This window comes from Evansella clarkii, from assembly GCF_002019695.1.
Classification (GTDB): domain Bacteria; phylum Bacillota; class Bacilli; order Bacillales; family Salisediminibacteriaceae; genus Evansella; species Evansella clarkii.
In genome coordinates, this window is the sequence record NZ_KV917376.1 from 2,149,251 (window position 1) to 2,171,481 (window position 22,231).

The 22,231-nt window shown below is 43.6% G+C and carries 21 protein-coding genes, 16 tRNA genes and 1 rRNA gene; 30 read left to right on the forward strand and 8 right to left on the reverse strand.

What is annotated here, in order from left to right; genetic code table 11:
• Window positions 1–164: 164 nt before the first annotated feature.
• The 17 genes from rrf to BK582_RS09705 all read left to right on the forward strand — a co-directional run bounded on the left by rrf (window position 165) and on the right by BK582_RS09705 (window position 2,101).
• Window positions 165–281 (forward strand): 5S ribosomal RNA (gene rrf, locus BK582_RS09625).
• Window positions 282–290: 9 nt separating this feature from the next.
• Window positions 291–366 (forward strand) — tRNA-Ala (locus BK582_RS09630).
• Window positions 367–396: 30 nt separating this feature from the next.
• Window positions 397–473 (forward strand) — tRNA-Met (locus tag BK582_RS09635).
• 12 nt (window positions 474–485) lie between these two features.
• Window positions 486–578, forward strand: a tRNA-Ser gene (locus BK582_RS09640).
• Between the two features lie 3 nt (window positions 579–581).
• Window positions 582–657 (forward strand) — tRNA-Asp (locus tag BK582_RS09645).
• Window positions 658–682: 25 nt separating this feature from the next.
• A tRNA-Tyr gene (locus BK582_RS09650) sits at window positions 683–767 on the forward strand.
• Window positions 768–773: 6 nt separating this feature from the next.
• Window positions 774–847, forward strand: a tRNA-Trp gene (locus BK582_RS09655).
• A gap of 22 nt (window positions 848–869) precedes the next feature.
• A tRNA-His gene (locus BK582_RS09660) sits at window positions 870–945 on the forward strand.
• Between the two features lie 10 nt (window positions 946–955).
• Window positions 956–1,030 (forward strand) — tRNA-Gln (locus BK582_RS09665).
• A gap of 7 nt (window positions 1,031–1,037) precedes the next feature.
• A tRNA-Gly gene (locus BK582_RS09670) sits at window positions 1,038–1,112 on the forward strand.
• A 3-nt stretch (window positions 1,113–1,115) separates the two neighbouring features.
• Window positions 1,116–1,192: transfer RNA gene (locus BK582_RS09675), tRNA-Arg, on the forward strand.
• Between the two features lie 169 nt (window positions 1,193–1,361).
• Window positions 1,362–1,435, forward strand: a tRNA-Gly gene (locus BK582_RS09680).
• 39 nt (window positions 1,436–1,474) lie between these two features.
• Window positions 1,475–1,551, forward strand: a tRNA-Ile gene (locus BK582_RS09685).
• Window positions 1,552–1,558: 7 nt separating this feature from the next.
• Window positions 1,559–1,634, forward strand: a tRNA-Asn gene (locus tag BK582_RS09690).
• Between the two features lie 4 nt (window positions 1,635–1,638).
• Window positions 1,639–1,729: transfer RNA gene (locus BK582_RS09695), tRNA-Ser, on the forward strand.
• Window positions 1,730–1,748: 19 nt separating this feature from the next.
• Window positions 1,749–1,823, forward strand: a tRNA-Glu gene (locus BK582_RS09700).
• A gap of 202 nt (window positions 1,824–2,025) precedes the next feature.
• Window positions 2,026–2,101 (forward strand) — tRNA-Lys (locus BK582_RS09705).
• Window positions 2,102–2,212: 111 nt separating this feature from the next.
• On the opposite strand, the gene BK582_RS09710 is transcribed toward BK582_RS09705, so the two are convergent.
• Both BK582_RS09710 and BK582_RS09715 read right to left on the reverse strand, forming a co-directional pair.
• A complete protein-coding gene (locus BK582_RS09710; protein WP_078594664.1) occupies window positions 2,213–3,052 on the reverse strand; it encodes a DUF6612 family protein in 840 nt (279 codons plus the stop codon).
• Between the two features lie 141 nt (window positions 3,053–3,193).
• Complete coding sequence (locus BK582_RS09715; protein ID WP_169910933.1) at window positions 3,194–4,564, reverse strand: C40 family peptidase; 1,371 nt, start codon at window positions 4,562–4,564, stop codon at window positions 3,194–3,196.
• Window positions 4,565–4,899: 335 nt separating this feature from the next.
• On the opposite strand from BK582_RS09715, the gene BK582_RS09720 reads away from it, so the two are divergent.
• The 8 genes from BK582_RS09720 (at window position 4,900) to BK582_RS09755 (ending at window position 11,032) form a co-directional block, all read left to right on the forward strand.
• A complete protein-coding gene (locus BK582_RS09720) occupies window positions 4,900–5,115 on the forward strand; it encodes a PLD nuclease N-terminal domain-containing protein (RefSeq protein WP_078594669.1) in 216 nt (71 codons plus the stop codon).
• 1 nt (window position 5,116) lies between these two features.
• The gene (locus BK582_RS09725; protein WP_078594671.1) at window positions 5,117–6,019 is read left to right on the forward strand and encodes an ABC transporter ATP-binding protein; all 903 of its coding nucleotides are present in this window, start codon (window positions 5,117–5,119) and stop codon (window positions 6,017–6,019) included.
• Window positions 6,019–6,807 (forward strand): ABC transporter permease, encoded by a 789-nt coding sequence (locus BK582_RS09730; protein ID WP_078594673.1) that lies wholly within the window; start codon window positions 6,019–6,021, stop codon window positions 6,805–6,807. Before BK582_RS09725 ends, BK582_RS09730 begins: the two co-directional genes overlap by 1 nt.
• 26 nt (window positions 6,808–6,833) lie before the next feature.
• Window positions 6,834–7,103 (forward strand): DUF3006 domain-containing protein, encoded by a 270-nt coding sequence (locus tag BK582_RS09735; RefSeq protein WP_078594675.1) that lies wholly within the window; start codon window positions 6,834–6,836, stop codon window positions 7,101–7,103.
• A gap of 450 nt (window positions 7,104–7,553) precedes the next feature.
• Window positions 7,554–8,426, forward strand: coding sequence for an electron transfer flavoprotein subunit beta/FixA family protein (locus BK582_RS09740; RefSeq protein ID WP_078594677.1), 873 nt, complete (start codon window positions 7,554–7,556; stop codon window positions 8,424–8,426).
• Entirely contained in the window at window positions 8,423–9,463 is a 1,041-nt protein-coding gene (locus tag BK582_RS09745) for an electron transfer flavoprotein subunit alpha/FixB family protein (RefSeq protein ID WP_078594679.1), read from the forward strand. Before BK582_RS09740 ends, BK582_RS09745 begins: the two co-directional genes overlap by 4 nt.
• Entirely contained in the window at window positions 9,456–10,751 is a 1,296-nt protein-coding gene (locus tag BK582_RS09750; protein ID WP_078594681.1) for a geranylgeranyl reductase family protein, read from the forward strand. The genes BK582_RS09745 and BK582_RS09750 overlap by 8 nt, the downstream gene beginning before the upstream one ends.
• Window positions 10,733–11,032, forward strand: a complete 300-nt coding sequence (locus BK582_RS09755; RefSeq protein WP_088036818.1) for a ferredoxin family protein — start codon at window positions 10,733–10,735, stop codon at window positions 11,030–11,032. The genes BK582_RS09750 and BK582_RS09755 overlap by 19 nt, the downstream gene beginning before the upstream one ends.
• 364 nt (window positions 11,033–11,396) lie before the next feature.
• Here the strand turns inward: BK582_RS09755 and BK582_RS09760 are convergent, their stop codons facing one another.
• Window positions 11,397–11,999 carry a cysteine hydrolase family protein gene (locus BK582_RS09760; RefSeq protein ID WP_078594685.1) on the reverse strand — a complete coding sequence of 201 codons (603 nt, stop codon included), beginning with the start codon at window positions 11,997–11,999 and terminating at the stop codon, window positions 11,397–11,399.
• An 854-nt stretch (window positions 12,000–12,853) separates the two neighbouring features.
• On the opposite strand from BK582_RS09760, the gene yugI reads away from it, so the two are divergent.
• Window positions 12,854–13,282: a S1 domain-containing post-transcriptional regulator GSP13 gene (gene yugI / locus BK582_RS09765; protein WP_078594687.1), complete on the forward strand. Its 429-nt coding sequence runs from the start codon at window positions 12,854–12,856 to the stop codon at window positions 13,280–13,282.
• 130 nt (window positions 13,283–13,412) lie between these two features.
• Here yugI and BK582_RS09770 read toward each other — a convergent pair whose 3' ends face one another.
• Entirely contained in the window at window positions 13,413–13,640 is a 228-nt protein-coding gene (locus tag BK582_RS09770; protein WP_078594689.1) for a DUF378 domain-containing protein, read from the reverse strand.
• 223 nt (window positions 13,641–13,863) lie between these two features.
• Here BK582_RS09770 and BK582_RS09775 point away from each other — a divergent pair, with 223 nt between their 5' ends.
• Entirely contained in the window at window positions 13,864–15,033 is a 1,170-nt protein-coding gene (locus BK582_RS09775) for an iron-containing alcohol dehydrogenase (RefSeq protein WP_078594691.1), read from the forward strand.
• Between the two features lie 369 nt (window positions 15,034–15,402).
• Window positions 15,403–16,761 carry a glucose-6-phosphate isomerase gene (locus tag BK582_RS09780; RefSeq protein WP_078594693.1) on the forward strand — a complete coding sequence of 453 codons (1,359 nt, stop codon included), beginning with the start codon at window positions 15,403–15,405 and terminating at the stop codon, window positions 16,759–16,761.
• A 194-nt stretch (window positions 16,762–16,955) separates the two neighbouring features.
• Here BK582_RS09780 and BK582_RS09785 read toward each other — a convergent pair whose 3' ends face one another.
• Window positions 16,956–17,990, reverse strand: a complete 1,035-nt coding sequence (locus tag BK582_RS09785) for a ThiF family adenylyltransferase (RefSeq protein WP_078594696.1) — start codon at window positions 17,988–17,990, stop codon at window positions 16,956–16,958.
• 159 nt (window positions 17,991–18,149) lie between these two features.
• Between BK582_RS09785 and BK582_RS09790 the strand changes: the two genes are divergently transcribed.
• Complete coding sequence (locus BK582_RS09790; RefSeq protein WP_078594698.1) at window positions 18,150–19,976, forward strand: aldehyde ferredoxin oxidoreductase family protein; 1,827 nt, start codon at window positions 18,150–18,152, stop codon at window positions 19,974–19,976.
• 68 nt (window positions 19,977–20,044) lie between these two features.
• Here BK582_RS09790 and BK582_RS09795 read toward each other — a convergent pair whose 3' ends face one another.
• Both BK582_RS09795 and BK582_RS09800 read right to left on the reverse strand, forming a co-directional pair.
• Window positions 20,045–20,311: a MoaD-like domain-containing protein gene (locus tag BK582_RS09795; protein ID WP_078594700.1), complete on the reverse strand. Its 267-nt coding sequence runs from the start codon at window positions 20,309–20,311 to the stop codon at window positions 20,045–20,047.
• 1 nt (window position 20,312) lies between these two features.
• Window positions 20,313–20,588: a ubiquitin-like small modifier protein 1 gene (locus BK582_RS09800; protein ID WP_078594702.1), complete on the reverse strand. Its 276-nt coding sequence runs from the start codon at window positions 20,586–20,588 to the stop codon at window positions 20,313–20,315.
• Window positions 20,589–20,756: 168 nt separating this feature from the next.
• Between BK582_RS09800 and BK582_RS09805 the strand changes: the two genes are divergently transcribed.
• Window positions 20,757–21,164 carry a YugN-like family protein gene (locus BK582_RS09805; RefSeq protein WP_078594704.1) on the forward strand — a complete coding sequence of 136 codons (408 nt, stop codon included), beginning with the start codon at window positions 20,757–20,759 and terminating at the stop codon, window positions 21,162–21,164.
• Between the two features lie 18 nt (window positions 21,165–21,182).
• Here the strand turns inward: BK582_RS09805 and BK582_RS09810 are convergent, their stop codons facing one another.
• Window positions 21,183–22,184 (reverse strand): potassium channel family protein, encoded by a 1,002-nt coding sequence (locus BK582_RS09810; protein ID WP_078594706.1) that lies wholly within the window; start codon window positions 22,182–22,184, stop codon window positions 21,183–21,185.
• Between the last annotated feature and the right edge of the window lie 47 nt (window positions 22,185–22,231).

The following is a 22,231-nucleotide window of genomic DNA, read 5'->3' on the forward strand; positions in this document are numbered from 1 at the left end:
TTATCCAGTTTTGAGAGGGCAACACGAAAAGCGTAAGCGCCTCGTACACGAGCGACAAGCACTGGAGGACCGGCAAGAAGAAGCAAGCATTTAAGCTTCGATTGACGGACCGAAGTGACCTCGAGCGAGTAGGCGCTGAAGCTAGACACCTTTCAATTACATAGTCCAGTGACGACAGCGAAGAGGCCACACCCGTTCCCATGCCGAACACGGAAGTTAAGCTCTTCAGCGCCGATGGTAGTTGGGGGCTCTCCCCCTGTGAGAGTAGGACGTCGCTGGGCCTTTTTATTGGGGCCTTAGCTCAGCTGGGAGAGCGCCTGCCTTGCACGCAGGAGGTCAGCGGTTCGATCCCGCTAGGCTCCACCATATTTTTAATAGTATATAATGTGAATTTATGGCGGTGTAGCTCAGCTGGCTAGAGCGTACGGTTCATACCCGTGAGGTCGGGGGTTCGATCCCCTCCGCCGCTACCATATTTTTTCCACGGAGGAATACCCAAGTCCGGCTGAAGGGATCGGTCTTGAAAACCGACAGGGGTGTCAAAGCCCGCGGGGGTTCGAATCCCTCTTCCTCCGCCATTAGGTCCCGTGGTGTAGCGGTTAACATGCCTGCCTGTCACGCAGGAGATCGCGGGTTCGATTCCCGTCGGGACCGCCATAATTATATTATTGAATTGTATAGTGGAGGGGTAGCGAAGTGGCTAAACGCGGCGGACTGTAAATCCGCTCCCTCCGGGTTCGGCGGTTCGAATCCGTCCCCCTCCACCACTATACAGGGGCATAGTTTAACGGTAGAACAGAGGTCTCCAAAACCTCCAGTGTGGGTTCGATTCCTACTGCCCCTGCCAATTTCAAACCGGTCTTAACATGGCGGTTGTGGCGAAGTGGTTAACGCACCGGATTGTGGTTCCGGCATTCGTGGGTTCGATTCCCATCAGCCGCCCCATATTTATTAATGGGCTATAGCCAAGCGGTAAGGCACCGGATTTTGATTCCGTGATTCGCAGGTTCGAATCCTGCTAGCCCAGCCATTATTAAGCGGGAGTAGTTCAGTGGTAGAACACCACCTTGCCAAGGTGGGGGTCGCGAGTTCGAATCTCGTCTTCCGCTCCATAAGCGCCCGTAGCTCAATTGGATAGAGCGTTTGACTACGGATCAAAAGGTTAGGGGTTCGACTCCTCTCGGGCGCGCCATTTTATTTTTATTAGCGGGTGTAGTTTAGTGGTAAAACCTCAGCCACGAGCAAAGCATCTATGAAACGGCAGCGAGTTGTCTCGACGGATATACTTCTAAGCATTAACTTGCAGAGGAAGAGACATGTCAGAGCGGGACAAGCAATTGAAGTCTAATTTATATAATAATGCGGGTGTAGTTTAGTGGTAAAACCTCAGCCTTCCAAGCTGATGTCGTGAGTTCGATTCTCATCACCCGCTCCACTATTTTCAACCACATATTGAATACTTAATATATATAGTGGGCCTGTAGCTCAGCTGGTTAGAGCGCACGCCTGATAAGCGTGAGGTCGGTGGTTCGAGTCCACTCAGGCCCACCATAGTTATTCCACAGTAGCTCAGTTGGTAGAGCAATCGGCTGTTAACCGATCGGTCGCAGGTTCGAGTCCTGCCTGTGGAGCCATTATGGAGAAGTACTCAAGTGGCTGAAGAGGCGCCCCTGCTAAGGGTGTAGGTCGCGTAAGCGGCGCGAGGGTTCAAATCCCTCCTTCTCCGCCAGTTAATATACTTTTTGATTGGCCCGTTGGTCAAGTGGTTAAGACACCGCCCTTTCACGGCGGTAACACGGGTTCGAATCCCGTACGGGTCACCATTTATATTTTATTAGTTTCCTATATAGATTGTATTTACTGCGAGCCATTAGCTCAGTTACGAGCGTTTACTACACGCCAATGCATCGAGTTGTTTCGACGCATGAACTACATAGCAATGCTCGGAAGAGGAAGAAACAGGTAAGACAGCGGAGCGAAGCATCGTCCGTAAGCTACATGAAAAAACATCATTGAATATGCTGCGAGCCATTAGCTCAGTTGGTAGAGCATCTGACTTTTAATCAGAGGGTCGAAGGTTCGAGTCCTTCATGGCTCACCATTTTATTTAAAACGACTTGTATCTTCAAGTCTTTTTTTTATTGATGAACATTAAAATTAACTACACAAAAAGAGGCTCTCACTTATAAAGTGGCAGCCTCTTTTCCTTTAATTAAAAATTCCCCATTGCATCTTCCTCTGAAAGTTCTTCTGCATTTTCGATGATTTCCTGAGGCACTTCAAATTCTTCCAGTTCATTAAAGCTGCTGAAAGACATATCTGCATTTTGTTCCAGCGTCATTGATTGTCCGAGCATCTCAATAGTCATATTAATAAAAACAGTAGCTTCAGCAGGATGGAATGTCTCTTTATCTATGAAAATCTCATACACGAGCTCATGGATTTCTAATTCAGACATCATTTGAGTAAATATTTCATCCATACCGTCCCCGGCTATGTTTCCAATCTGCTCAACAATCTCTTTCATTTCTTCCCCATCACCAGCAAGGTTGAGTATAAAATAATTCTCATCCTCTTCAAGAGAAAGCTCACTAATATTATCCTGAAATGCTATCAGCTGTTCAGAAGGACTCATCTGAGCTTCAGACATAGAAAGAATATCCTCCATTAGATTTTCAGGATATTTCATCCATTCGCCTGTTAAGGGGTCTTCCATAAATAATCCATGTTCCTCAGAGAAATACGATTCATAAGACATTTCTCCACCTAACTCACCCATATCCATCGTTGTTTTCTGATAAAAAACAGATGGCTCAACTAAAACATCTGCTTCCGTACTCATATCAAAGGACATACTTTCTTCATCCATACCCATAGTCTGCTGAACTTCTGTAACAAAAGAGTAGCTCTCGATTTCTTCTGCTGCTGCGGCCGAGTTACTAAGGATCTCTTCCAGGGAGATATCTCCTTCTCCTGTGGCTTCGCTCTCACCGCATGCGGACATAAGAGTCAACAGACCGCATGCAAGTATGAGCGATAGATTTTTTTTCATAATAAAACCTCCATTTTTTTAGTACATTCTGCTTTACGATCACAATATAAAAAGGTTTCATTATTCAGTAAGTACTGTCGTCTATTTTAACATATTTAACCAGAAGATGGAATTTTTAGGGTGAATAATGAAAGGGTTTCTTTATTCATAACGCCGGATGTCTTCCAGTCTGTCTTCCGTCCAGTAGTGGCTGAAACGGGGATCGATAATTGATACTCCTTCGTCCTGTCTGACTGCGATTAGCTGGCCTTGGCCTATATAAATAGCAGGTAACAAATTATTTGATCCTGACCGGAAAAAGAAGACATCCCCTGGCTCTTCTTCTCCAGCCTCAATTTTCTTCCCGTATTGCCGTTGCTTTGCTGCCTTCTTCGGAAAATCAGGATCGATTTCTTTATATACAAAATAAATCAGTCCGCTATAGTTAAAACCTTCCTCTGGATGCTTTCCAGCTGAAGCATATGGGATATTCAGCAGTTTATAAGCCTTTTCCACGACTGATTTATCAGTTTCTATTTTAAGATTGTCAAACCTTCTTACTCCAGTAAAGTACCGCAACCAGAAATCACCGAGGTAAGAAATCGTTGTTTCTCCTTCTTCACCACTGGCATGGATAAAAAAGCGGTCGCCAAGATAGATCCCGGTATGGGATATCCCCTTCTGCCAGGTGCCGGAAAAGTACAGGACATCCCCAGGGACAGCTTTTTTAAGGGGAATTTCTTCACCAAGCTGCCATTGCTGATAAGTGATCCTCGGCAAATGTATATGTAAATCTTTAAAGGCATGCTGGACTAAGAATGAACAATCGAATGCGGCAAGAGTATTACCTGTTAACAGATAAGGCCGGTGAAGCATAGAAACTGCTTTTTGAATGGCTGCATTAGGAAAATCTTTGTATGTTTCCGGGTTAAGCTTCTCCTTTTCCAGAGGTGTTAATCTTTTAGCTTCATGAAAACTGGTTGCCCAGTATAAATCGTCGTTAATATTTCTGATCCCAACTCCTGAATTTGCGGCAATGATAAAGTCTCCATTTCCAAGATAAATACCTGACATAAGGCCGCCGGATTTATTTTTGAAGAAAAGCAGGTCACCAGCAATTAAATCCTCTTGCTTAACTTTCGTTCCAAGCTCTTTTTGTAAAGCGGCTTTTCGGGAAAGGAGTATTCCCTCTGCCTCTTTATAGACAAACTGAGTTAAAGAAGCAGTTGAGAAACCATCTTCAGGAGAAGAACCGTCTCTGTTATAAGGAAGTCCTGTAAGCTGTTTTGCCGTTTCAATAAGATCCTTCTTCATATAATTAAAGTCAGAATAGCCACTAGTGGACAAAACTTGAGCAGTTAACTGGGATACATGTTTTTCTTGAGTAGTTCTGGCGAAGGTTTCAGCCTGAACCTCATTATCAGCAGAGATATGAAAACTTTCCGGGGAAGGGAAACCCGGAGCTTTTAATGATAGAAGAGTAAGAGAAATGGCAAGAAAAACAGTGAAGTATGTATACCATTTTAGTTTCATAAAACATTTCTCCTTATTAGGAATCAGGATTGTGGCACTGGAAGGAAGTTGCGTGCCCTTATAAGAATTATAAGACATTAGTCTGGGAGAGTAAGATCAAATTTTGCTTTTGCAGTCTATTATAGTCTGCACAGAAAAAGGAGGATTATAAAAAGAGTAAGGAGCGTACCTGAAATTTAGTGGTGATGAAACTTTTCTGTTTTACAGGCGTATTAGTTAGTAGCGAAGAATCTTCTTGCATTGCCATTTAATCAGGATGTGTAATGGAGTATTAATAACAGGAGGAAATTATTCAGGTAAATTTTAATTAAACAGGGTAAGACAGGGGGCTCATAATGGATGAGATTGTTAATGAACTGCAAGCAGTACCTTGGCCGGTTGTTGCACCTATAATCATTATTCAGTTTTTATTAATGGTTATTGCCTTAATCGATTGCCTGCGCCGGGGCGGAGAAACGAAAGGGCCACAGTGGGTCTGGATACTTGTCATTGTTTTTGGAGGAATATTTGGTCCAATCATTTATTTCCTCTTTGGAAGGAGAAATGATTAACATGAGTCTGATAAAGACTGATAACCTGACCAAAACCTTTAACGGGACGAATGCGGTGGATGGAATTAACTTAAATATAAGGGAGGGAGCATGTACCGCACTTCTGGGGCCAAATGGAGCCGGGAAGACGACAACGCTGAATCTCCTCACTGGATTAATGAACCCTACGAAAGGAAAGATATCTTTTGACAAAAGATACAGCGGTGACCGGAGGAAATATCTCGGATATCTGCCGCAGTACCCTAAATTTTACGGCTGGATGACTGGCATAGAATATGTCGTGTATGCAGGTGAACTTGGAGGGCTCACGGCATCGGAGGCTCGGACGAGAGCAGAGGAGCTTCTTAACCTTGTCGGGCTTACGGATGCCGGTAAAAAGAGGATATCAGGATATTCCGGAGGGATGAAACAGAGACTAGGGATAGCACAGGCCCTGGTGCATAATCCAAAGCTTATCATTCTTGATGAGCCGGTCTCAGCTTTAGATCCTATTGGCAGAAGAGAAGTGCTGGAGTTAATGAAAAGACTGAAAGAAACTACTTCCATTCTTTTTTCCACCCATGTACTCCATGATGCGGAACAAATTTCCGATGATATTTATATCATTCAGGACGGCAGAGTCGTAATTAACGGGGGTCTTGAAGAGCTGCAGAAGAAATATCAGCAGCCAACAGTACATATTGAGACTGAGGAAAACCTTGAGGAATGGAGCATGTCATTAGAGAGTGCTCCTTGGGTACGTCATCTGAAAGCGGAGAAACAGAAACTGACAGTGACTGCTGAAAGTATAGAGGATGCGAGAAATGCTCTTTTAACAGATGAGAGACTGAGACAATTGAAGCTGAATAAATTTGAAATAGAGAAAACATCTCTGGAAGACCTCTTTATGGAGGTGACCAAGTAATGCGGCAGTGGATAATTTTATTTAAAAAAGAAGTAAAAGAATCTATCCGCAATTTTAAATGGATCTGGATTCCTGTCGTCTTTATTCTTCTTGGACTGACACAGCCAGTTGTGTCTTATTATCTCCCTGACTTGTTAGAGCAATTTGGCGGACTGCCGGAAGGGGCAGCAGCAGCCTTCCCTGTACCGACTGGTTCACAAGTCCTGGCGGAAACACTGGGTCAGTTCAGCCAGATCGGTCTCCTTGTATTAGTGCTGGCATTCATGGGGGCAGTAGCCGGAGAAAGAAATAACGGAACCAATATTATGATACTGGTTAAACCTGTTTCCTATGCTTCTTATATAAGCGCGAAATGGGCACATATGGTCCTGCTCGCATTAGTTTCATTTACAGCAGGTTTTATTTTCTCTGTGTACTATACATTTCTGCTGATTGAAAGTGTCCCGGCAGCCCATATTATCCAGGGGGCACTTGTTTATGGATTATGGCTCACTTTCGTGGTGACAGTTGTTCTTACTCTAAGTACGATTATCAAAAGCCCTGCAGCTGTGGCCTTCTTAACATTTGGTGTTACAATCACCTTAAGTCTTATGAGCAGCCTGCTGCCTGAAATAATGACGTGGTCACCAGGAATGCTTTCGAGCCACAGCCACTCTTTTTTTATGAATGGTTATGGAAATGAAGGGTTTTGGTTGTCACTGATGTGTACGATTCTGATGATTGCAGTAATGCTTTCGCTGGCAATTTATGTTTTTCGGAAAAAAGAAATGGCGGTTCATACAACATAGATTCAGCTGGATAAAGGAGGATTTCTATGGCGGATTATGAGAAAGCAGTGATTGACAGAGTGGAAGAAGGAAAGCAGGCAGTACTATTAGTTGGTGAAGAGGAAAAAGAATTAGTAGTGGGAATTAACTCCTTCCCCTTTTCGATTAAAGAAGGGGATCACCTCCTCGTCCGTCTTTCAGAAGGAAAATTCATTAGTGCAGAGAAGGATGAGGCGTCTGAAAATGTTTCATCTGCACGAATTAAATCCAAGATGGAAAAGCTGCGTCAGAAAAAATCGAGTAAATACAAAAATTAAACATTTAAAAAATGGTGTTGGAATCTGAAAATCCGACACTATTTTTTATTATTTTGAGAAAATGAACGTATTGAGTATTATTTGTTGAAAAATAACTCTATATTTTCGAAAAATTGGTTAATTTTTTATTGTTGCTGAATATATTTTTTGATATAACTAGGTTAAGGAAGCGCTTTCATTAAATTTCAGCAATAAAATCAAGGGGAAAGAAAGCAATTCTGAACATATTGTTGAAGGGGACAATTTATAAGAGGGGAGGTAAACGAACTTATTTGCAGCTGGGGAGCCACACATCTATCCACAATAATAACAAATCCACTTATTTTCTCATAATGCATTTCAGGTTAAGTAAATAAAATAGTTTTAATAAAAAGCAAATTTTTCTTAGTTGTGAATCGTTGAACAAATGCGCGCTTAATAGTGAAGTGTTGAACAAACGAAAGGAGATTGATGAGTTTAGAAAGTATAAGTGAAGGGCGGGGAAAAAAATTGAATATTCTCGTATGTGTCAAGCAAGTGCCGGATACAAAAATTATTAAGGTTAACCCGAAGACGAATACTCTGGACCGGTCAAGTGCGCCTGCAATTTTAAATCCATATGATGCCCATGCTGTGCAGGAGGCTGTCAGATTAAAAGAGATTCACGGAGGAAAGGTTACTGTTCTGTCTATGGGCCCTCCGCAGGCAAAAGAGGCAATAAAAAAATGTGTGGAAATTGGCGCGGATGAAGGGTTTCTCATTTCAGACCGGAGATTTGCAGGAGCGGATACACTGGCGACAAGCTATGCATTATATAAGGCTGTTCAGAAATTAATGAAACAGGACGGTGGAATCGATCTTATATTATGCGGGAAACATGCCATCGACGGGGACACTGGACAGACAGGGCCAGGGATTGCAAGAAGACTGCTGATTCCTCCGCTGACGAACGTAATTAAAGTAGCTGAAGTTAACCTGGAGGACAGAAAAATCCAGGTCCACAGAAAAATTGAGGATGGCTATGAATTAATAGAATCTGCCATTCCATGCCTCCTTACAGTAGAAAAAGAGATTAATGAAGTTGAATACTCACCACTGCCGAACATGCTGAAAGCTGCACGATATACTCCGATAGTATGGACAGTCGACGACCTTGAAGATGTGGACATAAAGCAGCTGGGGCTCAAAGGCTCGCCGACTATTGTAGGGAAAATGTGGCCGCCTGCTAAAAGTGAAGGTGCACAAATACTCGCAGGAGACAGCCGGGAACAAGTGCGGGAAGCCGTTTCGATTATGCTGCAACAGAGGGAGCTTTTTAAGGTGAAAGGCGGGGAGCGCGTATGAATCTTGATGAATACAGAGGCGTCTGGGTATTCAATGAGCAGCGGGACGGCGAACTCGTTGACGTAGGACTCGAGTTACTGGGAGCAGGGAGAGAGCTGGCGGATAAACTTGAAACAGAGTTATGCGGGGTTCTTATCGGCCATAATGTGAAAGACCTGGCAGCCGAGCTGTTCGAGCATGGGGCAGACAAAGTTTATCTTATCGATGATCCAATCACAGAACAGTACCGGACGGAAACTTACATGAAGGCTGCAGGGGACCTGGTAAGAAAATACAAACCGGAAATTTTCCTTTACGGGGCTACTTCCAATGGGAAAGATCTTGCCAGCGCAGTAGCTACAGAAGTAATGACCGGACTTACAGCGGACACTACTCTTCTTGACGTAAATGTGGAAAAAAGATTATTTGAAGCGAGCAGACCTGCTTTCGGCGGTAATATTATGGCTACCATACTGTGTAAAAAGCATCGGCCTCAAATGGCGACGGTCAGGCCGAAAGTGATGAAAAAACCAGAAAGGCAGCCGGGAAGAACAGGAGAAGTCATCGAGGAAACCATCAGTATGAGAGAAGAGGATCTCCGTACAAAAATAATAGACATCGTGCGTGATACGAAAAAAGGAGTCAATCTCGAGGAAGCCGATATCATTGTAGCAGCAGGAAAAGGTGTTAAAGATGAAAAAGGCTTTAAGCTTGTGGAAGACCTGGCAACTGTATTAAATGCTACCGTGGGAGCAAGCCGGGACGTTGTGGAAGCAGGGATCTGCGGCCATGACCACCAGGTAGGGCAGACAGGCGCTACGGTAACGCCTAAGCTGTATATTGCTGCCGGTATATCCGGGGCGATCCAGCATATTGTGGGCATGCAGAACTCGGAGATGATTATAGCAATCAATAATGATCCGGATGCAGCTATCTTTAATACAGCCCACTACGGAATCGTGGGGGACCTTTTTGAAGTACTCCCATTATTAACGGAAGAATTTAAAAAAGCACTGCAGGAAGAAACCGAAGAGGGAGGTGTGCCGAGCCATGCCTGAAAAGTTTGATGTAATTGTAGTTGGAGCAGGTCCTGCCGGAACAAGCTGTGCATATACATGTGCAAAAAATGGCCTGAAAGTACTGCTGATTGAAAGAGGAGAGTTTCCTGGTGCCAAAAACGTCATGGGTGGAATATTATACCGTAAGCAAATGGAGGAGATCATACCTGAATTCTGGAAAGAAGCTCCTCTTGAAAGACCTGTTGTAGAGCAGCGATTTTGGTTTTTAGATAAAGAATCGATGGTTACAACAAGCTACAAAGCACTGGAATGGGGCAAAGAACCATTTAACAACTTTACAGTACTCCGGGCGAAATTTGATAAATGGTTTGCAAGTAAAGCTGTGGAACAAGGAGCCGTGCTTATTAATGAAACAGTGGTTCTCGAATGCATTGTGGAAGACGGCAAGGTTGTGGGAGTGAGAACAGACCGCCCGGATGGGGATGTGTACGCTGATGTGGTAGTTCTTGCAGACGGGGTAAATTCCCTGCTGGCAAAAAGTCTTGGTTTTCATAAAGAATGGAAGCCTGAAGAGGTAGCCCTCACTGTAATGGAAGTAATGAAGCTGCCGAAAAAGGTCATAAATGAACGATTTAATGTAAACGACGACCAGGGAGTGTCGGTGGAGATTTTTGGTGATTCAACAAAAGGAGCACTTGGCACCGCTTTTCTTTATACAAATAAGGACAGTCTCAACATAGGGGTAGGAACAACTTTGTCCGGCATGATAAAAAAGAAAATGAAGCCTTATGAACTGCTTGAGTATGTAAAAGAGCATCCGATGATCAAACCATATATAGACGGTGCTGAAACGGAGGAATACCTTGCACATTTAATACCGGAAGGAGGGTACAATTCGGTTCCAAAGCTTGTCGGTGACGGGGTGATTGTTACCGGGGATGCAGCACAGCTTGTGAATGCAATTCACCGGGAAGGTTCGAATATGGCAATGACATCAGGAAGGCTGGCCGCAGAAACAATTATGAGGGCGAAAGAATCAGAGGATTACTCGGAGAGAACACTGGATTATTACAGAACTGCGATCTACGACAGCTTCATTGGTAAGGATCTGAAAAAATACAAAGATGCTACCCATGTTTTTGAGGAAAACCCACAATACTTTGAGCAATATATACCACTTATGAATCGGGCAATGGGTACTTTCTTCACTGTTGACGGCACACCAAAACGGGAAAAGCAGTCAAAAATTATTAAATCGTTTACCGGAAAGAACGGCAGGCTGGGAGTGGCGAAAGATCTCTACAGGGCATGGAGGGTGGTGAAATAATGGCTAAAACTGTGGAAGAAAAGCAGTATCTCGTCCGTTTTCGCTGTGACACAAAGTCTCACCTGGAGATAAAAGACCATAATGTATGTATGACACAATGCCCTGATAAGGACTGCACTATATTTTGTCCAGCTGAAGTGTACAAGTGGGAAGGAGACCGTATGTTTGTAGGATACGAGGGGTGCCATGAATGCGGGAGCTGCCGGATAGGCTGCGGCTTTGATAATATAAAATGGGAGTATCCAAAAGGCGGCCACGGGATTGTATTCCGCCTCGCATAGGCAGCCGGAGTATAAAGTGAACCTTCAATCAGTGGAGGGGGTGTTCATCCTCCCGCTGGTTGTTAGCTGAAGTAATCGGGATGTCAGCGTCCGTCATCTCCCACCTTAATAGTTTCGCTTCGAGTTTTATGGACGGTTACATCGGGATAAAAAATGACCTCAGAGAACGGCCCCCGAGGTCATCAATGAAAGTGTGGAAGATATGGCAAAGTAACAACCTTAAACACTATCGTTATGTTTTTAATTATATATGACAGCAGCAGGCAAGTAAATAGCGTGCAAGAAAAAAGTGAGTTTTCACTGATTATGGCGATTTGCCTGCTGACTGTCGGCTTTAGGTTCACAAACCGGCGGGGTTTCTTCTTTATTGGTCATTATATTTAATCTGTTTTAAGTCCAGTTCCCCGGAAGGTGTCGTATCCGCTCTTAATACTTTCTCCATTAAATCGAGGGCTGCTCTGTTTTCTTCTTCATTTCTTGAGGCAACACAATCAGAAGGAATATATAATTTATAGCCCCTCATAAAAGCATCATTGGCAGTGAACTGTACACACATATTGCCAGCCAGCCCTGTAATAATTAGTGATTTTACATTTAAATAATCGAGTAAAAGCCTTAAAGGAGATAAGAAGAAACCGGAATATTGCGGTTTCAGAACGAAATAATCATCATTATCAGGAGACAGAAGATCTATCACAGGTTTTCCCAGTTTGCTGCTCTGACGGCAGTGGTCAACAATACCGGGAAAATCTGACTGCCATTGACCGTAATTGTCATTTACATAAAGGACAGGGATATCAAGTGATTTAGCCTTTGCTTTCAGAGAAGCAAGATTTTTTGCCACGGGCAGGGCATGTTTAAATAACTCTTCTCCATCGTCAAATTTAAAATCATTTATTACATCTACTAACAGAAGCGCAACGTTATCAAATTCATTAACGTGAGGCTTCTGATTCTCTTCAGCCATAAAAATTCTCCCCTTTTTAACCTCGGCTTTTTCGGCACGTATTCTGACCTTTTTTTGCGTTGAAAGTATTATATGATCCTTTATTTTTCCCTTTAAATTCGGGCTTAAAACCAGTATGGAAAATAAATAAAACAAAGTGCCGGCATGGGCACTTTGCTGAAAGGGGGAATACTAGGTTGTATACATTTAAAGTTTGGACAGAAAGTCTAAATATTATACTCAATGAACAAATTTTTTATTTTGAGATTAGAATGAATTTCAAATATAGCCTTTGAATATAAAAAGACGAACATTACTTTTCGATTGCGGCGTAAGACGGCGGCTGTCTCTTCCTCTGCTCCTGCGGTTACTCGTCGCAAAAAGAGTTTTGCTCCTGCGATTACTCTTCGCAAAAAGAGTTTTGCCAGCTTAGCTCCGTAGAATATCCGTCGAGACAACTCACGCATTTGCGGTGAAGAAGATGCTCGTTCTTGCGGGAACGGTGCGAGCTGAAAATCCATTTTTGACGGCGTTCAGCCGTGCCCGCAGAACGCGTCCGTCTGAAGCGTAAATCGAACAACAAAGTAACATTTTAGATAATGTTCGTACTAATGATGAAAATCTTGAATTATGAAATCGATTCAGTAAAGCCTGTTAAAAATAAAAAATAAGAGGGAAATAGTGGAATGTAAAATGGCGGAGGAAGGTTTAAAAAGGCTTGTTATCCGTGATATTACAGTACTGTTAAAAGAATAAATAGTAAGTTTAAACCGGCTCACAAAATGGTATAGGGGGAGTAAACAGAAATGATTTTTGTCAGAATAGCCATGGTGTGATATAATTAACCAGTTAATAAATAATTAGGAGTTGTTTTCATGTCAAGTCAATACGAAGTTGGTAGTATCGTTGAAGGTAAAGTGACTGGGATTAAGCCGTTTGGTGCATTCGTTGCATTAGATGATCAAAAGCAGGGTCTTGTGCATATCTCGCACATCGCACACGGTTTTGTGAAAGATATTAATGACCATCTTTCAGTTGGGGATGAAGTAAAGGTGAAAATTTTATCCGTTGATGAAGAATCCGGAAAAATTTCACTGTCAATCCGTGAAACTGAACCAAAACCAGAGCGCCAGGAGCGTCCAAGCCGTCCTCAGGGTGGCGGCGGTAACCGTGGAGGCGGAAATCGTCAGAACCAGCAGTCAAACCAGAATCAGGGCTTCAATACTCTTGAAGAAAAACTGAAAACTTGGCTGAAGGAATCAAACGAAATTCAGGCAGACCTGAACAAGCGCATTAAAAAATAAGCTTTAACCAATCACTTAACTCATACGAAAAGAGGCAGCTCAATAAAGAGCTGCCTCTTTTTTTAATCTGGCCTTCACGCAGTGGTGCCGGAGAAACGCTCGTTACCGGCGCGGCGTTTCAGGCGGTTGCTTACCGTTGTGGTTCAGGACTCCGTTCCAGTTCTGCATCAGGCTTAAACAAGATAGAAATACAGTATAACCCAGCCAATCCTACGAGGGCATAGATGAAACGGGAAAATCCGGCAGCCTGTCCGCCAAAAATAGCTGCAACAAGGTCAAAACGGAAGAAACCGATCAGACCCCAGTTAACTGCCCCTATAATTGCCAGTACAAGTGCTGTACGTTGAATTCCGCTCATTCGCTCCTCACCTCCTTATAAGGGGTAAAATCAATGCTCACAGAGCTTAAGTTGCTCCTGTATTTAGAATGAGGTAAGGAGTTATACTTTATGCACAATAATCTCAAAAAAATTAAATTTCCGTTGAAGAATTTCCTTTCTTTTGCTTTTTCAGGGAAAAATAAGAGATAATACATATCTGAAAGAGAATAAAAAACCTTTGATAAAAAGGAGGATATCACATATGGATAATTTTATTTTTCACAATCCTGTGCGGTTAATATTCGGCGAAGGCCAGGTAAAGGAACATTTGGTTGACCAATTGAAAGAATATGGAAAAAAGGTGCTTCTCGTTTATGGTGGCGGAAGTATTAAGAAAAATGGTCTTTATGACGAAGTTGTCCAACTTTTGGAGGACGGAGGCTTTTCAGTCAGCGAGCTTTCCGGAGTGGAGCCAAATCCTCGGCTGAGTACGGTACATAGAGGGGTGGATATTTGTAAAAATGACGATATCGAAGTAATTCTGGCTGTAGGGGGCGGTAGTGTCATCGACTGTACTAAAGCTATCGCTGCCGGTGCTAAATATGACGGTGACGTCTGGGATTTCGTAACCAAGAAAGCTTTTCCGGAAGATGCTCTGCCGTTTGGCACCATTCTCACATTAGCTGCCACTGGTTCGGAAATGAATGCAGGTTCGGTTATCACAAACTGGGAAACGCATGAAAAATACGGCTGGGGCATGCCGCCATACACGTTTCCTAAGTTTTCAATTCTGGATCCCCGTAATACATTAAGCGTGCCGAAAAATCACACGGTTTACGGTATCGTCGATATGATGTCCCATGTATTTGAACAGTATTTCCATCAGCAGACGAACACACCGCTCCAGGAGCATATGTGTGAAGCAGTTCTGAAAACTGTCATAGAAGCAGGTCCTGAACTAATTGAAAATCTGGACGACGTGAAGCTGCGGGAAACGATTCTGTATTCCGGTACGATTGCTCTGAATGGTATGCTACAAATGGGAGTGCGCGGTGACTGGGCTTCCCATAATATTGAGCATGCGGTGTCCGCGGTGTATGATATCCCCCATGCAGGCGGGCTTGCAATACTTTTCCCACAGTGGATGAGGCACCATAAAGATTCCGGGGAAAGAAAACTCGTTAACTTAGCTGTAAGGGTCTGGGGTGTAGACCCGGCTGGTAAATCCGATCAGGAAGTGGCGGAAGAAGGAATCAGAAAGCTGGAAGAGTTCTGGTCTAGCCTCGGGGCACCAAGCCGCCTGGCTGATTACGATATTGATGACAGCCAGCTGGACCTGATGGCTGATAAGGCAATGGCTAACGGCCCGTTCGGAAACTTCAATAAACTGGAAAAAGAAGATGTACTCGCGATTTTAAAAGCAAGTCTTTAATGAAATAGCCTGTTGTGGCTTGTGGTATTGAGGAAGGCTTCCCCTGGAGGGAGGCCTTTTTTGGGTAGCTAATTTCAGGGATGTATGCTAGTTAGTTAATGCGGCCCATTCTGGACAAATTCACGTTCAGAAGAGGAAATTTGTCCAGCAAAAGCAAGTTGCAGGACAAATTCCAGCAAAAACAGAAAGATTTGGCCAGAATAAGAATCCCCCACATCATTGCGCTCCCACCCGCATCTCCCAACTAACAAAAACAACAATTTTCAATTGTATCCGTTTACACATTGCCGCATTGGTTGATTATTGTTTTTTGATTATATAAAGTAGAATGAGGAACAATAAGTCCGTACAAATGGAGGAGATTAATGAATGGCAAACTTACTGAACTTTGATTATTCCAATGCATCATCGTTTTTATCCCAGCATGAAGTGGATTATATGTCAGATGCAGTGAGGGCAGCTCATGATGCGCTGCACAACGGAACAGGTGCCGGAAATGATTATTTGGGATGGATTGACCTACCTGTTAACTATGACAAGGAAGAGTTTTCCCGCATTCAGAAAGCGGCTGAAAAGATTAAATCGGACAGCGACGTCCTTCTTGTGATTGGTATCGGAGGCTCATACCTTGGGGCAAGGGCGGCAATTGAAGCGCTGCAGCATTCTTTCTACAATATACAGGATAAAGATCAGCGCAAAGCCCCGCAGATTTTCTTCGTAGGAAATAATATCAGCTCGACCTATGTTCGTCATTTGCTTGAAGTTATCGAAGGCAAGGACGTTTCTGTAAATGTTATCTCCAAGTCCGGGACAACGACGGAACCGGCGATCGCTTTCAGGATTTTTCGTGAATACCTGGAGAAAAAATATGGGGCTGAAGAAGCGAGAAAGCGTATTTATGCAACAACTGATAAAGAAAAAGGTGCACTTAAACAGCTTGCAAACGATGAAGGATATGAATCCTTCGTCATCCCTGATGATGTAGGCGGACGTTTTTCTGTATTAACAGCAGTTGGGCTGCTTCCTATTGCTGCAGCCGGCCTTGACATTGAGGCAATGATGAAAGGCGCTGCAGATGCAAGGGAAACATACAGCAACCCGAACCTGTCAGAAAACGAAGCCTACCAGTATGCTGCAGTGAGGAATGCCCTGTACAACAAAGGAAAAACGGTTGAACTGCTCGTTAACTATGAGCCTGCTTTACACTATGTATCGGAATGGTGGAAACAGCTTTACGGGGAAAGTGAAGGTAAAGATGGCAAAGGAATTTTCCCGGCAGCAGCGGACTTTTCCACGGACCTTCATTCACTTGGGCAGTACGTGCAGGATGGCCGACGTGACCTAATTGAAACTGTCTTAAACGTGCAGTCTGTGAAGGAAGAGGTAACTATTGAAAAGGCGGAAAATGACCTTGATGGCCTGAATTACCTCGCAGGAAAATCAATGGAGTTTGTAAATGAAAAGGCTTTTCAGGGAACACTCCTTGCCCATATCGACGGCGGAGTCCCTAACCTTGTAGTTACTATTCCTGAGCTTAATGAGTACCATTTCGGCTATCTCGTTTATTTCTTTGAAAAAGCATGCGGCATCAGCGGTTACCTCCTTGGAGTAAATCCGTTTGACCAGCCTGGTGTTGAGGACTATAAGAAAAATATGTTCGCACTTCTTGGAAAACCAGGATTTGAAGAAGAGAAAGCAGCTTTGGAAAAACGGTTAAAAAATAAATAATATTTAAAGGAAAAAGACTGGCAGAAGGCGCCCACAGGAAGGCTCCCTTTAGCCAGTCTTTTTAAGTTCGTGTTTTTAAAAGAAAAATTAATCGAATTCCTTTTATTTATCAGAAAATTCACATATAATAGAGTGGAAATGTATCCAGACTCAGGACAAGCACTTGCTGGCGTACGGAGGTGGTTGCTCTTCTTTCAGTTGCCTATAAGAATTGAATATAAGCGTTTTGCTGTATCAGCATCATCTGTACCGTTAATGAGCACTCTTCCAGTTTTAAACAGTGAGATTTCCTTGTCGTTATAGTTCAGCCGGAGAAGATAAGGTGTTCTTTGGACTTTCCCAAGGCGGGACCATTTTTTCTCAAAAGCAGGGAGGTCAGCAGAACTTGTGTAGTTAGGTGTGATTTGTACTGCGTTACGACCGCAAAGAGATGAAATAAGCTTGTCCGAAATCTTTTGGTTCAAGTACTCAAAAGTCTTTTTCTGGCAGCACGGGCAGTCAGGGTTCAGGGAATATTGGAAGGGAAAGGTACTGTAATCATTTTTCCATACATCCAGCTGAATCATCTCAGATCTTACATAATCGCTGTCTTCTGCCAGTAGTTTCAAGGCTTCTGTTGCCTGGTAGGATGCAATGATATGGACCGCAGTGCTTAAAACTCCAACTGTATCACATGTTTCCCCATGCCCAGCTTCAAAAACAGGAAATAAACATCTGAAGCAAGGTGTTACTCCCGGAATTACAGTAGCTGTCATCGCCCGTGAGTGTACAACACCAGCGTAAATCCATGGAATATTTTTTTTGATACTTACATCATTTATCAGATAACGGGTTTCCATATTGTCCGTTCCATCAAGGGTTAAATGAGACCCTGCTGTCAGCTCTTCAATATTACTGGCATTAGCGTCCTCGATAAAAGGCACAACAGCAACTTCAGAATTAATCCTCGTTAGTTTGTCTGCTGCGGCGATAGCTTTTGGCAGCTTGTCCCGTACATCCTGTTCATCAAAAAGCATTTGTCTCTGCAGATTGCTTTCTTCAACGAAATCCCGGTCGATCAGGCGCACTTCTCCTGTTCCGGCCCGAACGAGGTGATTTGCCAGTACAGTTCCCAGGGCTCCGGCTCCAATGATAGACACTGTTTTCTCCTGAAGATTCTGCTGATTTTTTTCGCCCTGAGGCCAGAACAGAACCTGACGGGAATATTTATTCAGGTTAATTTCGCTCATAATACTGCTCCTTTTGTGAATTTAGATTTCAGAAAAGTACCCATATTTTATATATTCTAATTTTAATGGTTGTTTCTTCTTTATTAAAGAGGTTTTTTATAGCACTATGGAGAATTATCTCAAAAAGCAGCTAAAATTTTGGATAAGGGGAGGATTTACATGAATTTAGGTGGCTACAGAAATCATGAAGCATGGGTTGATCTGTCTTCAGGATCGGTGGAATACCGGCAGCTGAATGAGGAAGACCTGAAAAAGTACATTGGAGCACGGGGACTTGGCGTAAAATATATGGTTGATAACAAAATTTATGATGCAGAACCTCTCTCAGAGGACAATATGCTGGCAATCATGACCGGACCTCTGACAGGGACAAGAATCCATATGAGCGGACGCCTCTGTACGGTTACCCGTTCACCGCTTACCGGCACAGTGACGGATTCCCATATGGGTGGATGGACAGCGGCACGCCTTAAATGGGCTGGTTTTGACAACCTTATTTTTACGGGTAAAAGCAATACGCCAGTCTACCTTTATGTGGAAGATGGAAAAGCCGAACTGAAAGATGCATCAGCGCTCTGGGGCAAAGGTGTAAGAGGTACGATTAAAGCATTGCAGGATATTCACGGTGAAAAAGATACGAGTGTAATGGCAATCGGCCCTGGCGGCGAAAACATGGTCTATTACGCAGGCTGGATGAATGAAAATGACCGTTCCGCAGGCCGTGGCGGTACAGGCGCAGTCGCAGGCTCTAAAAACCTGAAAGCTATCGTGATTAAAGCATCCCAGAAAGGAAATATGCCTGAGCCGGCTCAGCCGGAGAAATATCCGAAGGCTATTAAAAGCGGATTAAAGGCGCTTATGGAAGGTGCCCTTACCGCTCCTAAAAAAGGCGGGCTTTCCGTTTACGGAACGAACGTTTTAATGAATATTATCAATGAATCAGGGGCGCTCCCGGCGAGGAACTCACAGGTCACTACTTTTGAGACTGCTGATGAGATCTCAGGGGAAGCTGTCCGTGAAGAACTGCTCGTTGGCGATCCTACATGCCACGCGTGTCCTGTGGCATGTAAAATCGAGGTTGAAGTAAAAGACGGCAAGTATAAAACAAAAGTAGAGAGCTTCGAATATGAATCTGCGTGGGCTCTGGGACCAAACTGCGGACACTCCAACAAAGAAGCCGTAGCCTTCCTCATCGATCTCTGTAACGAGTACGGAATCGATACGATTGAGTTAGGGAATGCTTTCTCAACGGCAATGGAAGCGTATGAAAAAGGACTGACGAAAGACCGCCTTGACTGGGGCGATGTGGACACGATGATCCACTGGGTGGAAAAAATCGTGAACCGTGAAGAAGGTATCGGTACTGTGCTGGCAGATGGACCAGGAAGAGCAGCGGAGTATTTCGGCAATAAAGGCCTTGCGATGGTTGTTAAAAACCAGGCGATTCCGGCATATGACCCTCGGGGCATTCAGGGTATTGGCTTAGGATATGCTACAAGCAACCGAGGTGCCTGCCACCTTCGTGGATATACAGTGGCAGCAGAAATTGCGGGAATCCCTGAGGCGGTTGACAGACTTGAAGTAAAAGGGAAAGGGGCACTCCTGAAAGGGTTCCAGGATCTCCTTGCATTCTCGGACTCCCTTGACCTCTGTAAATTCTCTTCTTTCTCAGAGAATGGCGACCTGTATGCTGAACAATATTCAGCAGTAGTGGGTATTGATCTTAACGAGGAAGATGTTATGAAGATTGGAGAACGTGTCTACAATATTGAACGTTATTTCAATAACAGGGCTGGCTTTGCAGGCAAGGATGACACCCTGCCGGAAAGGTTCCTGAAAGAGCCTGCGACAGGAAACTCCAAAGGGCATGTAAGCCATCTGGACGAAATGTTAAAAGAGTATTATGAAGTGAGAGGATGGGATGATGGAGTAGTAACTCCTGCCAAACTCCGTGAACTTGAGATTGAAGAAGCTGTAGAGGCTTAAGAGGGATATACTGGACGAAATGAAAACCCGCGCAACGTTGCGCGGGTTTTCGTATACAGTTTTAGTTTTTATCCACCAGCCCGGAATGTTTTTCTTCTGAACTTTTCTATTACCCTGTTCAATGTCTGTTCTTCTGTACTTTCAAATAGGAGGGATATCTGCGGAATATCCGATTGAAACATGCGGATAAAAGAAACTTCAACAATACGGCTTGTCCAGTTTTTTCCCTGAAAAAGTGTGTTGTCCCCCGCTGCGCGGTCAGCACCTATATCAGTAAGGTATGAAATAATTTCTCCTTCATTAATTCCCCTGATCTCCAGTGTTTTACTGTACAAATCAGCCACCGGCCACCGGAGGGAACAGGGCGATTTGATCCTCATCGGTCACTTTTGTCTCCAATCCGTTTAAATGAATTATATTTCTGCCGTTTATAAATACATGAACCATTGGCTTAATTTGTTTGTCAGGTGTAAACAGTTCCTCTTCCATTGGCGGGAACCTTTCGATAAGCTGATCAAGCACAGCCTGGATTTCCTGGCCGCCGTCCACATTCAATTCCACTTTCTTACCTCCGCATATTTCCCGAAAGTTAGCAAAAACCTTTATATCCATTCGATCACTCCCTTAACTATATTATTAAAGATGGGAGCTAGTTTGACAATCTATTTTTACTGAAGATTTAGATAAAAGTGGGCCGGCGGTGAACAGCTGAAAATATGTCTTCATAGGAGAGGTTCATGTGGGGCACACTATGGGGAGAAAATTCTGGAGGTAGTTAATATGATTGAATTGCAATCCCAAATTGAAAACAAAGAATATAAACTCATTGACCTTGAAAACAAACTTAAACCATTAGGTTACGTAGTCGGGGGCGGATGGGAATATGATCACGGGTATTTTGATTATAAGATTGATGAGGATGAGCAGGGATATTTGTTTTTGCGCCTCCCGTTTACTTCCGTAGATGGAGAGCTTGATACGAAAGGTGTACACGTAAGGCTCGGCCGGCCATTTTTGCTGGCCCATAATTTTGAAGCCGGCCTTGACCACACGAATAGCGACGACCCAAACCCGTTATTTAATCAGTTTTCCGCTCCAGTTGATCCTGACGGGGAATTTCCCGAAGAATTTATTAATACTGGCAAAGAATATGTAGAGGAACTGGAGCAGGTAATATTATATGATTAGGAAATGCCGGTGACTTTGTTATATTCTTTTGAGGAAAATCAGCTGGTCTTCCGGCTGAAGGATTGATTCTTTATCCGGGTGAAGGATGGTTTCCGAACCTCGGCGGATCCCCAGCAAAAAACAGTCCATAGTCTGTCTGTCCTCAATGGCTGTTTTGAAAGTTGAATTTTCCAGGTGAGCGGGAAGAGGCATAAAATAAAGCTGATCCTCATGTCCGTGTTTCATTATCATGGAAATCACATCTGTCATGCCATGAAAAAGTACGCCGTTTATGACGAGGGAGCTGATATGGCTCGAACTTTGAATGATCTCATCGGCTCCTGCCCGCTCTATATTTTTCAGCTGTCTTGCTGTTATCATTTCCACAATCGTGTATATTTCAGGGTTGATCCCTTTGACCGTCAGTAAGGTAAGTACAGTATTGGCATCAGCCGATTTTTCATCAATATGAAGGTTAGCTGTAATAATCGCCGTATGTGCTTCGGAGGCATTCGCCCGCTCAAATGTTTCATCCAGTGTTGGAGACCCTTTGACAAATGTCCCGTCTTTAAGTTCTTCCGGTTTCGCCTGCAGCGTTTCATCGATAAGGACGATTCCTGTTTCAGGTTCTACCTTTTGCAGCTCAAGAATAAGCTGGCGGCTCCGTTCATTCCAGCCCACCACAAGGTAATGCCCGCTTCTGTGAAAGCTGACATTGCCTCTTTGCTTTTCCTGGGCGTTCAGAACAGTAGAGCTTGATAAGTTGGTAATAAAGAATGAAAAAATAGCTATCCCCAATATTATAAGGAACAGGCCGAGAAGTCTGCCAAAAAAACTTTCCGGTACAAAATCTCCGTACCCAACAGTGGAAACAGTAACGACAGCCCACCAAAATCCATCAAAGATCGTTGGGAAAGCCTCTGGTTCAAGCATATGTATAATACTTCCTATCCCCATTGAAAACAAAAATACAAGTAAGCTCAGTTTCAAGAGGTTATGAAATCTGGCATATGTTTCTGAAATAAAATCGAATCTGAACATATAGTGACCCTCCTCTATCCCATTATTGTCAAAACGTAATGCATTCA

Excerpts from the sequence above, each read along its gene's own strand:
- BK582_RS09760 (WP_078594685.1), bottom strand. The coding sequence starts at position 11,999 with ATGGCTGAAGAGAATCAGAAGCCTCACGTTAATGAATTTGATAACGTT.
- BK582_RS09790 (WP_078594698.1), top strand. The coding sequence starts at position 18,150 with ATGAATTTAGGTGGCTACAGAAATCATGAAGCATGGGTTGATCTGTCT.
- BK582_RS09735 (WP_078594675.1), top strand. The coding sequence starts at position 6,834 with ATGGCGGATTATGAGAAAGCAGTGATTGACAGAGTGGAAGAAGGAAAG.
- BK582_RS09730 (WP_078594673.1), top strand. The coding sequence starts at position 6,019 with ATGCGGCAGTGGATAATTTTATTTAAAAAAGAAGTAAAAGAATCTATC.
- BK582_RS09800 (WP_078594702.1), bottom strand. The coding sequence starts at position 20,588 with ATGGATATAAAGGTTTTTGCTAACTTTCGGGAAATATGCGGAGGTAAG.
- BK582_RS09775 (WP_078594691.1), top strand. The coding sequence starts at position 13,864 with ATGGATAATTTTATTTTTCACAATCCTGTGCGGTTAATATTCGGCGAA.
- BK582_RS09710 (WP_078594664.1), bottom strand. The coding sequence starts at position 3,052 with ATGAAAAAAAATCTATCGCTCATACTTGCATGCGGTCTGTTGACTCTT.
- BK582_RS09720 (WP_078594669.1), top strand. The coding sequence starts at position 4,900 with ATGGATGAGATTGTTAATGAACTGCAAGCAGTACCTTGGCCGGTTGTT.
- BK582_RS09810 (WP_078594706.1), bottom strand. The coding sequence starts at position 22,184 with ATGTTCAGATTCGATTTTATTTCAGAAACATATGCCAGATTTCATAAC.
- BK582_RS09725 (WP_078594671.1), top strand. The coding sequence starts at position 5,117 with ATGAGTCTGATAAAGACTGATAACCTGACCAAAACCTTTAACGGGACG.
- BK582_RS09745 (WP_078594679.1), top strand. The coding sequence starts at position 8,423 with ATGAATCTTGATGAATACAGAGGCGTCTGGGTATTCAATGAGCAGCGG.
- BK582_RS09750 (WP_078594681.1), top strand. The coding sequence starts at position 9,456 with ATGCCTGAAAAGTTTGATGTAATTGTAGTTGGAGCAGGTCCTGCCGGA.
- BK582_RS09805 (WP_078594704.1), top strand. The coding sequence starts at position 20,757 with ATGATTGAATTGCAATCCCAAATTGAAAACAAAGAATATAAACTCATT.
- BK582_RS09715 (WP_169910933.1), bottom strand. The coding sequence starts at position 4,564 with ATGAAACTAAAATGGTATACATACTTCACTGTTTTTCTTGCCATTTCT.
- BK582_RS09755 (WP_088036818.1), top strand. The coding sequence starts at position 10,733 with ATGGAGGGTGGTGAAATAATGGCTAAAACTGTGGAAGAAAAGCAGTAT.
- BK582_RS09785 (WP_078594696.1), bottom strand. The coding sequence starts at position 17,990 with ATGAGCGAAATTAACCTGAATAAATATTCCCGTCAGGTTCTGTTCTGG.
- BK582_RS09770 (WP_078594689.1), bottom strand. The coding sequence starts at position 13,640 with ATGAGCGGAATTCAACGTACAGCACTTGTACTGGCAATTATAGGGGCA.
- BK582_RS09780 (WP_078594693.1), top strand. The coding sequence starts at position 15,403 with ATGGCAAACTTACTGAACTTTGATTATTCCAATGCATCATCGTTTTTA.
- yugI (WP_078594687.1), top strand. The coding sequence starts at position 12,854 with ATGTCAAGTCAATACGAAGTTGGTAGTATCGTTGAAGGTAAAGTGACT.
- BK582_RS09740 (WP_078594677.1), top strand. The coding sequence starts at position 7,554 with ATGAGTTTAGAAAGTATAAGTGAAGGGCGGGGAAAAAAATTGAATATT.